The sequence below is a fragment of the Streptomyces sp. NPDC047042 genome, from assembly GCF_040644035.1.
In the GTDB taxonomy this organism is placed as follows: Bacteria; Actinomycetota; Actinomycetes; order Streptomycetales; family Streptomycetaceae; genus Streptomyces.
The window spans coordinates 176,330-189,310 of record NZ_JBEYVP010000023.1 but is presented as its reverse complement, the minus strand read 5'-3'; the positions used below and the strand labels follow the sequence as shown (position 1 = coordinate 189,310).

General features: G+C 70.9%; 10 protein-coding genes and 1 pseudogene. 5 read left to right on the top strand and 6 right to left on the bottom strand.

Annotated elements, in window-relative coordinates:
• Positions 1-92: 92 nt before the first annotated feature.
• Complete coding sequence (locus tag ABZ855_RS27010; protein WP_360811050.1) at positions 93-764, top strand: TetR family transcriptional regulator; 672 nt, start codon at positions 93-95, stop codon at positions 762-764.
• Between the two features lie 407 nt (positions 765-1,171).
• On the opposite strand, the gene ABZ855_RS27005 is transcribed toward ABZ855_RS27010, so the two are convergent.
• Together ABZ855_RS27005 and ABZ855_RS27000 are read right to left on the bottom strand one after the other, a co-directional pair.
• The gene (locus ABZ855_RS27005) at positions 1,172-2,002 is read right to left on the bottom strand and encodes an enoyl-CoA hydratase/isomerase family protein (protein ID WP_360811048.1); all 831 of its coding nucleotides are present in this window, start codon (positions 2,000-2,002) and stop codon (positions 1,172-1,174) included.
• 298 nt (positions 2,003-2,300) lie between these two features.
• The gene (locus ABZ855_RS27000; protein ID WP_360811046.1) at positions 2,301-2,999 is read right to left on the bottom strand and encodes an SDR family oxidoreductase; all 699 of its coding nucleotides are present in this window, start codon (positions 2,997-2,999) and stop codon (positions 2,301-2,303) included.
• 548 nt (positions 3,000-3,547) lie between these two features.
• Between ABZ855_RS27000 and ABZ855_RS26995 the strand changes: the two genes are divergently transcribed.
• A complete protein-coding gene (locus ABZ855_RS26995; RefSeq protein ID WP_360811044.1) occupies positions 3,548-6,202 on the top strand; it encodes an RICIN domain-containing protein in 2,655 nt (884 codons plus the stop codon).
• A gap of 266 nt (positions 6,203-6,468) precedes the next feature.
• Here the strand turns inward: ABZ855_RS26995 and ABZ855_RS26990 are convergent, their stop codons facing one another.
• From ABZ855_RS26990 to ABZ855_RS26980, 3 genes are all read right to left on the bottom strand, one after another.
• A complete protein-coding gene (locus tag ABZ855_RS26990) occupies positions 6,469-7,995 on the bottom strand; it encodes an SDR family oxidoreductase (RefSeq protein WP_360811042.1) in 1,527 nt (508 codons plus the stop codon).
• Between the two features lie 189 nt (positions 7,996-8,184).
• Positions 8,185-8,595, bottom strand: coding sequence for a PIN domain-containing protein (locus ABZ855_RS26985; protein ID WP_360811040.1), 411 nt, complete (start codon positions 8,593-8,595; stop codon positions 8,185-8,187).
• Entirely contained in the window at positions 8,592-8,813 is a 222-nt protein-coding gene (locus ABZ855_RS26980) for a type II toxin-antitoxin system VapB family antitoxin (RefSeq protein WP_360811038.1), read from the bottom strand. The genes ABZ855_RS26985 and ABZ855_RS26980 overlap by 4 nt, the downstream gene beginning before the upstream one ends.
• Before the next feature lie 192 nt (positions 8,814-9,005).
• On the opposite strand from ABZ855_RS26980, the gene ABZ855_RS26975 reads away from it, so the two are divergent.
• Together ABZ855_RS26975 and secD are read left to right on the top strand one after the other, a co-directional pair.
• A complete protein-coding gene (locus tag ABZ855_RS26975; protein WP_360811036.1) occupies positions 9,006-9,410 on the top strand; it encodes a hypothetical protein in 405 nt (134 codons plus the stop codon).
• A gap of 61 nt (positions 9,411-9,471) precedes the next feature.
• Positions 9,472-11,844 (top strand): protein translocase subunit SecD, encoded by a 2,373-nt coding sequence (gene secD / locus ABZ855_RS26970; protein WP_360811034.1) that lies wholly within the window; start codon positions 9,472-9,474, stop codon positions 11,842-11,844.
• Between the two features lie 76 nt (positions 11,845-11,920).
• Here the strand turns inward: secD and ABZ855_RS26965 are convergent.
• Positions 11,921-12,016: pseudogene (locus ABZ855_RS26965) on the bottom strand (transcriptional regulator); the annotation flags it as partial.
• Between the two features lie 152 nt (positions 12,017-12,168).
• Here ABZ855_RS26965 and ABZ855_RS26960 point away from each other — a divergent pair.
• Positions 12,169-12,870 (top strand): SDR family NAD(P)-dependent oxidoreductase, encoded by a 702-nt coding sequence (locus tag ABZ855_RS26960; RefSeq protein WP_360811032.1) that lies wholly within the window; start codon positions 12,169-12,171, stop codon positions 12,868-12,870.
• The last annotated feature ends 111 nt before the right edge of the window (positions 12,871-12,981 follow it).

Sequence of the window (12,981 nt, the reverse complement as noted above, 5' to 3'; positions counted from 1 at the left end):
CGTATCGCTCATGGCCTGAGCCTTCCTGTTGGGCCTTCCGGTGGGGATGAGCAATACGATGACGTTCATAATCTAAAAAGTCAAGCCCTTAGATGTCGATCGGCATCTATGTATGCTTGACCAACGAGTGTCGACCGTGGAAGGGGCGGCTGGACATGCGAGTGACCAAGGCACAGGCGGAGCAGAACCGTGCGCACATCGTCGCGACAGCCGCCAGGCTGTTCCGTGAGCGCGGCTATGACGGTGTCGGCGTCGCGGAGCTGATGGCGGCCGCCGGGTTCACCCATGGCGGGTTCTACAAGCACTTCCGCTCCAAGGCCGACCTGATGGCAGAAGCGTCCGCGAGCGGGCTCTCGCAGATCGCGGCACGGGCGGAAGGTCTGGGCCCGGCCGAGTTCGTCGAGAGCTACGTATCCCGGGAGCATCGCGACGGGCGCGGCGACGGTTGCACCATCGCGGCCCTGAGCGGCGACGCCGCACGTCAGCCGGCAGACATCAAAGGAGAGTTCGCCGCCGGGATCGAGCAGTTGCTGACGGTCCTTCAGGCTCCGAGCGACACGCCGGGGGGTGCGGACCGGCGCGTGGACCGCACCACGCTGATCGACATGCTCGCCCACTCGGTCGGCGCGGTCATGTTGTCGCGGGCATGCCCGGACGATTCTCCGCTGGCGGACGAAATCCTCGACGTCTGCCGCGAAAGACTTCTCGCCTCGGCGGCACACGACAGCAGCGAGCAGCCGGCGGCACGGAGCCCGGAAGCCTGACCACAACCGGGCGACGCAGGGCCGACCACCCGAGGGTCGGTCACTCACGCGGAAGGCTGCGATGCCGAGCCGTTGGTGCGGCATCACAGCAGAAGCCCTCTCAGCGGGGGAACTGCACCGCTGTGGGGAGCTGTTCATGTGCCGTCGACAAAGTCACGGCACCGGACGCGGGAACGGTCGACGCGCACGTCACGACCGCGCGCGGTGGGGCATTGTCCGTCGCGTTTTCCGTGTGCGGACCCCGGCGGGTGCGGCGGGACCCTCAGGTCGGAAGGCGGCGGCCGGGCTGCCGTTGAGGCGTGCCCGGCCGCCATGGGAACCCTGGTGGGTGGGGATGCCCCCCGGGGCGCGGCACCCACGGGCGCCCTGTCGGGCGCTGCGGTCAGTCGTGGGCGCGGCCGGGGCGCTCAGAGGGCTTCGCTGACCCGGCCGATGTACTCGCCCAGCTGGTACTCGACGTCGAGGCCCTTTTCGGCGACCAGTGCGCCGAGCCCGACCGCACGCGCGCCGAATCCGGGCTGCGTCAGGGTGCCCGCGAACTCGCCGAAGGCGGCGACCAGGTGGGCGTCCGGCGGCAGTGTCGCCCGGTTGACCTGGGACTTCGCGGTGGCAATCGCCTGCCGGTCGAAGGAGGCGAGACGGGCGACCGTCGCGTCGACGAAGGCGTCGAGCTCCGCGTCGGGCAGGGTGCGGGTGACCCATCCCCAGCGCTCCGCCAGGTCGGCGTCGTAGTCGGCGCTGGTCAGGATCGCCTCCAGGGCGCGGTCGCGGCCGATCGAACGGGGCAGTCGCTCGGCGCCGCCTCCGCCGGGGACGAGGCCGAGGCCGACCTCGGGCTGGCCGAAGAACGCCTTCTCGCGGCTGGCGTAGCGCAGGTCGCAGGCCAGGGCCAGCTCGTTGCCGGCGCCCCGGGTACGGCCCCGGATGGCCGCGATGCTGACGAACGGAGCCTTGGTCAGCCGCAGGACCATGTCGGTCCAGAGCGGGTTGTCGTCCTCGTGCTCGGGCGCGGGGAGGTCGGCGGCCGCGGCGGCGTCGAAGTGGTTGATGAAGAAGTCGGGGAGTTCGCTGGCGAAGACGACGACCTGGATGTCCGGGTCGTTCTCCAGCTCCGAGACGATCTTGTGCAGCGTCACGATCGACTCGGGAACCACCAGGTTCACGGGAGGATTCGAGAACGTGATCCTGGCGGTCCGCGGGGTCGTCCGCTCAAGGCGGATCGTGCTGGGCTGGCTCATGGCGTGGTTTCCGTTTCGGGAGGGGTTGGGCTTGCGTGGCCGTGATCGCGGCCGGCGGCCACGGGGCTGTCGGGCGTGGCGGGGTGCGGGTGTCGCCGACTTGTCAGTCGGAGCGGCATCGGCTGGGCCAGGCCCCGCCCGCACTGTGCGGCGTGGCGTGGGCTCCGTTCGGTCGAGCTGATGGCGAGCCACCGCTCGACCCAACCATTTACATTACGAACATAATGCAATAGGTCGAGAGTCGCTCACCAGGCAAGACCCGACACGCCGACGGTTGGCCAGTGTGGACCGGTGCGCCTCAGGGGAGCTGCGGATAGAGCACCGAGACGCCCCCGGACAGTGCCGCCTGCGCCTGGCGGGCCGCGTTGTCGGCGAGGATCTCGTAGGCGCCGGCGGCGATGCCGTCCACGGCGATGCGCGCGATGTCGGCCGGGTCGGACTTCTCCGCGTCGACAGAACGGACCATGTCGGTGTCCATGTAGCCCACGTGCAGACCGGCCACGCGTATGCCCTGGTCGGCGAGCTGCACGCGCAGGCTGTTGGTGAGCGACCACTCCGCGGACTTGGCGGCGCAGTAGGCACCGAGCTCCGGGAAGCTGACCCAGGACAGGCCGGACAGGACGTTCAGCATGGCTCCGCCGCCGTTGGCCGCGATCTGGGGTGCGAAGGCACGGGCCACCGTCAGGGTACCGAGGAAGTGGGTGTTCATCTCCAGGCGGATGTCGTCCAGGTCGGCGGTGAGCAGGTCGGCGCCGGTGGAGGAGCCCGCATTGTTGACCAGGACGGTCACGTCGCCGGTGGCCTTGGCGGCGGCCGCGACCGAGGCGGGGTCGGTGATGTCGAGCGCGATCGGCCTGGCGCCGGGCAGGTCGATCTGGTCGGGGTTGCGGGCGCCGGCGTAGACGGTGGCGCCGCGGCTGAGCAGTTCGGCGGCGAGGGCGCGGCCGAAGCCCCGGTTCGCTCCGGTGACGAGGGCGGTGCTGGCGGAGAGGTCCATGAAGGTTCCCGGTGAAGTGGAGGGAGATGACCAGAGCGCTGATGACGTGGCCCGACGTTGCCCAGGCCAATTGAATTATGGTCGTAATAATAAACAGGCCGAGTCGGTGATCGCAACCGATCCTTCTGGTGAACGACGCTGTGCACGGCACCTTGCCGGAGCACCGTCAAAGCCTGATCGGCACGGGCGGGGGCGAGTTACTTCGACCTGGGCGAGGCCGGGCCCGCAGGCCATCCGCGGGGCGCATGTCGTGCAGCCGGTCTCCGTCCTGCAGTGGGTCTGCGTCCTGCAGGCCGGGTACTCCCGTTCGAGTCGAACGTCGAGGCCGCGGGCAAGCTCGGCGACCTGGCGCACGGCCAGGGGCAACACCGGTCCCTCTCACCAGGCGACTCGACCAACGCCCGGCGCACCCGAGGCGACCAGAAAAAGCTCCCCGCTCGCGGCAACCCAATGCAGAGCCTGTGACCACAAAGAAGCGGATCCGGCCAGTTCCGGTGGCCGGATCCGGCTTTCTGACGTGAACGGCCTGCAAGGAGAACACCCCGCTCATGAACCACCCCACGAACGGCGGGCGCCGCGGGCGTCATCGCCGTCGCTGGACCGCCACAGGTCTGCTCCTCGGCGTGCCCGCTGTCCTTGTGCCGTATCTCCTCTACTCGCAGGAGGACTCACAGGCCGCGACCGTCGTCGACAGCGCGGCCCACTACGAGCTGGTTTCCGTGCGCAGCGGCAAGGTGCTGGACGTCAACGGCTTCTCCACCGCCGACGGCACCCGTATCCAGCAGTGGACCGACCAGCACACCGCCAACCAGCAGTGGAAGCTGAAGCCCACCGGGGACGGCTACTACGAGCTCGTCAACCGCAACAGCGGCAAGGTGCTGGGCACAGCAGGCGATTCCACCGCGCGGGGAGCCGCCGCCGAGCAGCAGACCGACAGCTCCTCCACCGCCCAGGAGTGGAAGATCAGCGAGGTGAGCGGTTCCGACGCCGTCACCCTCACCTCCCGCAGGAGCGGCCAGGTCCTGGACGTCTCCAGGGGCTCGACGGCCGACGGCGCGGCGGTCATCCAGTTTCCGGGCCGGGGCACCACCAACCAGCAATGGAAGCTGGTGAAGGTGGCCGAGGCCCCGGCGGCCGGGACCGCCGGCGGGCAGACCACGGCTGCGGCAGGACCGTATGTGTGGAAGAACGCCCAGGTGGTGGGCGGCGGTTACGTCACCGGGCTGGTGTTCAACCAGAAGGAGAAGGGCCTGCTGTACGCGCGCACCGACATGGGCGGCGCCTACCGCTGGGACACCGGGGCCGAGCAGTGGATCCCGCTGACCGACTGGATCGGCGAGAAGGACTGGAACCTGCTGGGCATCGACTCGGTGGCGACCGACCCCGTCGACCCCACGCGGCTCTATCTCATGGCGGGCACCTACACCAACGACTGGGCGGGCAACGGCGCGATCCTGCGCTCCACGGACCGGGGCCGCACCTTCGAGCGCACCGATCTCCCCTTCAAGGTGGGCGGCAACGAGGACGGCCGCGGTGCGGGCGAGCGGCTCGTGATCGACCCGGCCGACCACGGCACCCTGCTGCTGGGCAGCCGCAAGAACGGCCTGTGGCGCAGCACCGACTACGGCGTGACGTGGCGGCAGGTCTCGTCGTTCCCGGTCAAGGACGGGGCGAGCAGCGGTGCGGGCATCTCCTTCGTGACGTACGGCCCGGCCGGCAGCAGGACGATCTACGTCGGTGTCGCGGACAGGTCCGCCTCCCTGTACCGCTCCACCGACGGCGGCAGTACCTGGCAGGCCGTCTCCGGGCAGCCCACCGGCCGGCTGCCGCAGCACGGCGTGCTCTCCGGCGACGGCTCGCTGTACCTGACGTACACCGACGCCCTCGGGCCCAACGGCGTGACGGCGGGTTCGGTGTGGAAGTACACACCGGCCGGTGGGGCGTGGAAGAACATCTCGCCCTCTCAGGGGTCCTACGGGTTCTCCGGTCTGGCCGTCGACCCGCGCAAGCCGTCCACGGTGATGGTCACCACCCTCGACCGCTGGTGGCCGGAGGACGAGATCTACCGCAGCACGGACGGCGGCACGACCTGGAAGGCACTGGCCGACAAGTCGGTGCGCGACGCCTCCGCCGCCCCCTACGTCGGCACCCACACCGGGCACTGGATGACCGCCCTGGCCATCGATCCCTTCGACTCCGGGCACGTGCTGTACGGCACCGGCAACGGCATCATGCGCAGCAAGGACGCGGGCGCCTCCGACAGCGGCGGCACCAGCCACTGGAGCAGCGGGGCCCGAGGGCTGGAGGAGACCGCGCTGATGGACGCGATCGCCCCGCCCGGCGGCGCCACCGTCATCACCTCCATGGGCGACCAGGGCGGCTTCCGGCACGACGACCTGACCAAGGTGCCCTCCGGGCGGCTGGCGAACCCGATGATGGCCAACAGCACCGATATCGACTTCGCCCAGTCCAAGCCCGCGCTGATGGTCCGCGTCGGCCGCGGCGGCGAGCAGGACGGCGCCTACTCCACCGACGGCGGCCGCAGCTGGAACGGCTTCAGGGCAGAGCCGGTGGCCGGCGCCCAGGACGGCCATGTCGCACTCTCGGCGGACGGCTCCACCATCGTCTGGACCCAGGCCGGCCAGGCCCCGTACCGCTCGACCGACAACGGGTCGAGCTGGTCGAGGGTCGGCGGCCTGGGCGCCGACGCCGTGGTCGTCGCCGACCGCTCCTCGGCCAGAACCTTCTACTCGCTGTACGGCGGCACGCTCTACGCCGGCACCGACGGCGGCGCAACCTTCACCGCCCGCGCCGGCAACCTGCCCTCCGGCCGGCTCACCGCCGTCCCCGGTATCGCCGGGGACCTGTGGATCGCCGGCGGTGACAAGGGGCTGCTGCACTCCACCGACGGCGGCCGCACCTTCACCACGCTCAGCTCGGTGCGGTCCGCCTCCGCCCTCGGCTTCGGCAAGGCCGCACCGGGCACCGGCTACCAGGCCCTGTACCTGATCGGCACCGTCAAGGACGTCACCGGCGTCTTCCGCTCCACCGACAAGGGCGCCACCTGGCTCCGCGTCAACGACAAGGCCCACCAGTGGGGCGCCATCGGCGGCGTCGGCGTCATCACCGGCGACCCCGACACCTACGGCCGCGTCTACGTCGGCACCAACGGACGCGGCCTCCAGTACGGCGACCCGTCCTGACCCGTACACCGAGCGAGGCCCACCCGAGCGGGGCCGCGGCCACAACGGCCGGCGGCCCCGCCATGGCGGAGGGACCTCAGGAGGTGTGCATCCGCGACCCGGCCGCCGGACGACTCCCATCGACGAGGAGACCCGCCATGGGAACAGCCGCATTACGGCCTGGGACTCCCTTCTGCGCAAGCCCGCAGGCCGCGTCGACGTCGGCCAGGCTGCCGACAAGGAACGCCACGCGGTTGGGCGAGACGCGCACGGTTCCCCGCGCCCCCTCAGCGTGTACGGGCCGGTTCAGGGGTGGCCGATTCGGCCGCGGCGGCGATGTTGCGGGCCATGCCGCCGAAGACCGCGGCGTGGAAGGGGGCCACGGCCCACCAGTAGGCGTGCCCGGCCAGGCCGTGCGGGTGGAACAGGGCCCGTTGCCGGTAGACCGTGCGCCCCTGTGGGTCCCGGTCGACGGTCATCTCCAGCCAGGCCAGGCCCGGCAGCCGCATCTCCGCGCGCAACCGGAGCAGCCGGCCGGGCTCGATCTCCTCCACCCGCCAGAAGTCCAGGCTGTCGCCGATCCGCAGCCGGGTCGCGTCCCGGCGGCCCCGGCGCAGACCGACACCGCCCACCAGGGTGTCCAGCCGGCCTCGCAGGGACCAGGCCAGCGGCGAGGAGTACCAGCCGTTCGCGCCACCGATCGCCTCCACCACCCGCCACAGGGCCTGCGGCGACGCCATGACCGTGCGCTCACGGTGATCCGTGTAGAGGCTCCCGCCCGCCCAGTCGGGGTCGGTGGGCAGCGGGTCGCTCGGGGCACGGGGAGTCGCCGCCGAGGACCATCTGGTGGCGACGTCCGCGTCCCGCACGCGCCGCAGAGCCAGCCGGATCGCCCGGTCGAGGGTGACCGGTCCCTCCGGAGGTTCGGGCACGTGGCGGACGATGTCCCGCTCGGCGCAGACGACCTCGTGCTTCAGCGACTCCACCAGCGGGCGCGCGAGGGCGCCCGGCACCGGGGTGACCAGACCGACCCAGAGGCTGGACAGCCGGGGGGTGAGCATCGGAACGGGGAGGATGACACGTCTCGGCAGCCCGGCGACGACGGCGTACCGCCGCATCATCTCCTCGTACGTGACGATGTCCGGTCCGCCGATGTCGAAGGCACGGTTCACGTCGTACGGAAGCCTGGCGCAGCCCACGAGGAGGCGCAGCACGTCGCGGACGGCGATGGGCTGGATGCGGGTGCGCACCCAGCTCGGGGTCACCATCACGGGCAGCCGCTCGGTCAGATGGCGCAGCATCTCGAACGAGGCCGAACCCGACCCGATGATCACGGCTGCCCGCAGTACCGCGGTCGGCACGCCCGAGGCCAGGAGGATGCGGCCCACTTCGGCGCGGGACCGCAGGTGGGGTGAGAGCGCGTGCTCGGGTACTCCGGAGGGGCTCAGACCGCCGAGGTAGACGATGCGACGGATTCCGGCGGCACGCGCCTGCTCACCGAAGATCTCGGCCGCGCGCCGGTCGGTCTCCTCGAAGCCCCGGCCGGTGCCCAGCGCGTGCACCAGGTAGTACGCGACGTCCATGCCCTCCATGGCCGCGCGTACGGCCCCCTCGTCCGTCATGTCCGCGCGCACGACCTCCACCTGCCCGGACCACGGATGGTCCCGCAGCTTGCCGGGGGCGCGGGCCGGGCAGCGCACGGAATGTCCGGCGGCCAGCAGCTCCGGCACCAGCCTGCCGCCGATGTAACCGGTGGCACCGGTGACCAGACAGCGCAGCGGCCGGTCGTCGTCGGTCATGCCGGTCGCACGCATGCCTGTCGGGTGCGCCGCCTTGTCCCGCGACGGTCGGCGGACCGGGGGGCAGGAAACGTCATGGCTCCCATGTCCTCCTCCCGGGATGTTCTTCTCCGCTGAGCTCTGCCGCTGTTCTCCTGAGCCCATGCTTGGGCCCGAGGACGAGCACCGCAACCTCGCTGCCGGGTCGCGCCGGCGACCGGCCCGTCAGACGACGTCGTGGATGTTGTGCTCGGTCAGGTCGGACGCGTGCCGGGCGATGGTGCCGTAGTCGGCATCGTCATGGAGGACAGTCAGGCCATGATGGGCGGCAGTAGCGGCGATGACGAGGTCTACTGCCGAGGCACTGCGATGCTCCCCGGCCTGTGCCATCCGGTGTTGCACGGCGCTGATCCAACGCCCCGCGTTCTTCGGCACCGCCGCGTCGGGACAGAGGTCGGAGAACATTTCCGCGATCTCGTCGTACTCACGGCGGTTCCGGGCGTTGTACAGGAACTCGGTTCGCTGCATGTAGCAGGATGCGACGGCCCCGGCATCGATCGCGTCGTACCAGGCCGATTGGAGTTTGGGTTCGCGTAGCAGCCGGACCAGGCCGGAGGTGTCGAGCAGATAGATCACCGGCTGTGCTTCTCCGCCTGGTGCTGGCGCTCCGCGTCCTCGACGGCGCCCCACTCACGCGCCCGCTCGAAGTGACGGCTTATGCGCGCGGCACGCTCCTGTTGCTCGGCGTAGAAGTTCAGAGCGAGATTCACCGCCTCCTTCTTGGTCCGGACGCGAGCCAGAGCCATGGCGCGCTCCAGGGCGTCGTCGTCGATGTCGATCTGGGTCACGGACATACCGTGCCTCCCGCGCAACATTGGTGATGTACATCGAATTGTATGCCACCAACATTCACCATTCCTGCGGTGAGGCGGGAACCTCGGGACGCCCGGCGGCGTTCATGTCACTGACGGCCGGGCGAGCGGAGCCGTCGGTTCGCAGTGTCGACTGATGGTTCCGTACGACGACTTGGCCGGGGGGCAAGAGGCGTGCAGCAGCACCGTGCGCAGCCGACGCGCCCGGCCGCCGTCGTGCTCGCGTCGCTGCTCGCGATACTGACCTTCCTTCTGCCGGTGTCGGCCAAGTCGGTGTCGGTGTCTCGCCCGTCTTCGACGGGCACGGCCGCGGTGGCGACCGCGCAGGCGTCCGCCACCGCCGACGCGCAGCGACCCGTCACCGTGGCGCGCCCCGTGCTCGGCCACGCCGAGGCCCTGCCGTACCCGTTCCACCCTTCCCTGGGCCCTGGCGCCGGGGACGCGGCCCCGCACCGCGCTGTCGGCGGTCCCGCCGTGGCCGTTACGGTCGCGGCCGCAGGGGCGAGCCGGGGCGCCCACGCGTATCGCCCGCGCGGCCCGCCGTCCCGATGGAGCACCGAAGTCCGTATCGACGCCTGACCGTCGCCTCCGCGGCCGGGGCAGACGTCGACTCCGTCTGCCTGCCCATCGTGGAGAACTCATGTCTCGCGCGCCCATGTGGCGGGCGATCGTCGCCCTAGGTGTGATCGCCGCCTCGCTCTTCTTCGCTCTCACCCAGTCCCCCCGCCTCGGCCTCGACCTGCGCGGTGGCACCCAGATCGTCCTGGAGACCAGGGACTCACCCGTGGTCAGGGCCGATGCCGAATCGACCCAGCGGGCCCTGGAGGTGCTCCGCCAGCGGGTCGACGCGCTCGGCGTGTCCGAGCCGAGCCTGTACCGGTCCGGCCGGCAGCGGATCTTCGTCGAGCTGCCCGGCGTACAGGACCCGCGCGAGGCCGCCGAAGTCATCGGCCGTACCGCGCAGTTGACCGTCCACCCGGTGCAGGGCGTGACGGACAAGCAGGACGAGGACGTGGACAAGGAGGACAAGGAGGACAAGGACAAGGGGGAGCCGGCCAGGGACGGCTCGCGCGTCCTGGCCGACCCCGAGCAGAAGGGGGCGTTCCTCAAGCTCGGGCCCACCGTCCTCACCGGCGAGAGTGTCAAGGACGCCGAGGCGGTGCTCGACCAGCAGCAGATGTCGGGCTGGACGGTCGACCTCACCTTCCGCGGGCAGGCAGGCAAGGACTGGGCACGGGTCACCGGTGCGGCGGCCTGTGCCCCGCAGGGCGCCCCCGAGCGACGCGTCGCCATCGTCCTGGACGGCAAGGTGCTGTCGGCGCCCGCCGTCAACGCGGATGTGGCGTGCCAGGTCGGCATCTCCGGCGGCTCCACGCAGATCACCGGCGGCTTCGACAGAGAAGAGGCCCGCGATCTGGCCGCGCTCGTCAAGGGCGGTGCGCTGCCGGTGCCCGTGGAGGTCGTGGAGCAGCGCACCGTCGGCCCCACGCTGGGTGCCGACGCCATCGCCGCCAGCACCCAGGCCGCGCTCATCGGGCTCGCCCTGACGGGGCTGTTCATCCTCGTCGTCTACCGGCTCCTCGGGGCCCTGGCCACCATCGCGCTCGCACTGTACGGGCTGATCTCCTACGCCGTACTGGTCGCTCTGGGCGCGACCCTGACGCTGCCCGGACTCGCCGGGTTCGTCCTGGCTATCGGCATGGCGGTGGACGCGAACGTGCTGGTGTTCGAGCGTGCCCGCGAGGAGTACCTGGGAGTCCGCGCCCGGAAGTCGGTCTCGGCGCACCTGGACAAGCCGCTGAGCATCGGCTTCAACAAGGCATGGAGCGCGGTCGTCGACTCGAACGTGACGACGCTGCTCGCGGCCGGGCTGCTCTTCTTCTTCGCCACCGGACCCGTCAAGGGCTTCGGCGTCACGCTCTCCATCGGTGTCCTCGTCTCGATGATCTCGGCCCTGGTGATCACCCGGGTCCTCGCCGACTTCGCGATCCGGCGCAACTTCGTACGGGGCCGGCCCTGGCTGACCGGGATCACCTCCACCGGCCGGGTGCGTGCCTGGCTCGCGCGCCGCACACCCCGTCTGGTGCACCACCGGCGCCGCCGGCTCGGCGTCAGCGCGCTGCTGATCGTGGTCGCCGTCGCCGGAATCGGCCTGCGCGGGCTGGAGTTCGGGGTGGAGTTCACTGGCGGGCGCCTGGTGGAGTACAGCACCAGCAGGCCCGTGGACGTGGACGCGGCACGTACGGCGGTCACGGACGCCGGGTTCCCGCGCGCGGTGGTGCAGGAGTCGGGGGACGGGAACATCTCCGTACGCACCGGTGAGCTGAGCAACGACCAGCAGCACGCGATCAGAACTGCGCTGGCGAGGGGCGGCGGTGAAGTCACCGTCGAGCGGGACGAGTTGATCGGCCCGAGCCTCGGCGACGAGCTGCGCCGGCACGCGCTCATCGCGCTCGGCATCGCCGTCGCGACCCAGCTGATCTATCTCAGCGTGCGGTTCCGGTGGACGTTCGCCGCCGCGGCGGTGACGGCCATGGTGCACGACGTGGTGCTTGTGGTGGGCCTGTTCGCCTGGCTCGGCAGGCCCGTCGACAGCGTCTTCCTGGCGGCCCTGCTCACGGTCATCGGTTACTCCGTCAATGACACCGTCGTCGTCTTCGACCGGGTGCGCGAGGCGCGCCGCCGCGATCCGGCGGCGGACCTGGAAACCACCGCGAACAAGGCCGTCATTCAGACGCTGCCGCGCACGGTGAACACCGGCATGGGCGCGCTGTTCATCCTGGCGGCCCTGGCAGTGCTCGGCGGTGACTCACTCGCGGACTTCTCCGTGGCGCTGATCGCCGGCGTGGTGATCGGTATGGCATCGACGGTGTTCACCGCCGTACCGATCGCCGTGCAGCTCGAGGGCAACCGCCCGGCGCCGCCGGTGCGCCTCGAGCGGGGCAAGAACAGCGGGGCGCGCGGTCCGCTGGAGCGACGCGGGCGGGCCCGGGATTCAGGCGCTGTGGTGTAAGGGCGCGTGCCCGGAGGCTCGCGGGGAGGACGCGGATGGGCCGGGAAGACGCGCGCATCCGGACGGCGGCTGCGGCGGCGAGTTCCTCGCGTCGCACCCCCGCCGCCCGTCGTCCGGACCGTGAGGTCAGTCCGACGTCGGCGGGGGAAAGGCGGTCGCGCCAGCGGTGCAGCGCCGTGCCCGTGTCGTGCCACGCCGCGACGCGCCCAGGGTCTCGTCCACTCAGTCACGGTGTCCGCCGGACAGTCGTCGTCCCTGGTACTGGCCGTCCTACCGTCGCGGAGGGCACTGGTTGTCCGCTCGTCACGGGCCGAGGGTGGACGCATGACGACAACGACAACATTCATCACCGGAGCCAACAAGTCCCTCGGGTACGAGACCGCCCGCCGGCTCATCGAGGCCGGCCACAGTGTCCTCATCGGCGCCCGTGATCCGGAGCGCGGTCAGGCGGCCGCCGACGCGCTCGGCGCCCGCTTCGTGCGGATCGACGTGACGGACGACGCGTCGGTGGCCGCTGCCGCCGCCGACATCGCCGCCCGCGAGGGGCGTATCGACGTCCTCGTCAACAACGCGGGGGTCTTCGGGCCCCATGTCCCCGCCGACCAGCTCACCGCCACCGACGCCGCCGCGGTGTTCGAGGTCAACGTCGTGGGGATCGTACGGGTGACGCACGCGTTCCTGCCCCTGCTGCGCGAGTCCGCGCACCCGGTCATCGTCAACGTCTCCAGCGGCATGGGGTCGTTCACGCTGACCCATGACACCGAGCGCGCCGAGGGACGTAACCTCGCGCCGCTCTACACGGCGTCGAAGGCCGCCGTGACCATGCTGACCACGCAGTACGCGAAATCCTGGCCGGAGATCAAGGTCAACGCGGCCGATCCTGGCTACACCGCGACCGACTTCAACGCGCACAGCGGGCCGCAGACCGTGACCGAGGGCACCGACGCGATCGTCGAACTCGCGACCATCGGGGCGGACGGACCGACCGGAACCTTCCGCAACCGTCACGGCGACATGCCCTGGTGATCCACCTCTGCGAGCGCCGTGCGGGGGAAGGGACGTACGGGGCGGAAAAGCCCGGTAGGTAAGACCTCCAGACCACCGCCACCGCCACCGTCACCCGGCGCAGTTCGACGC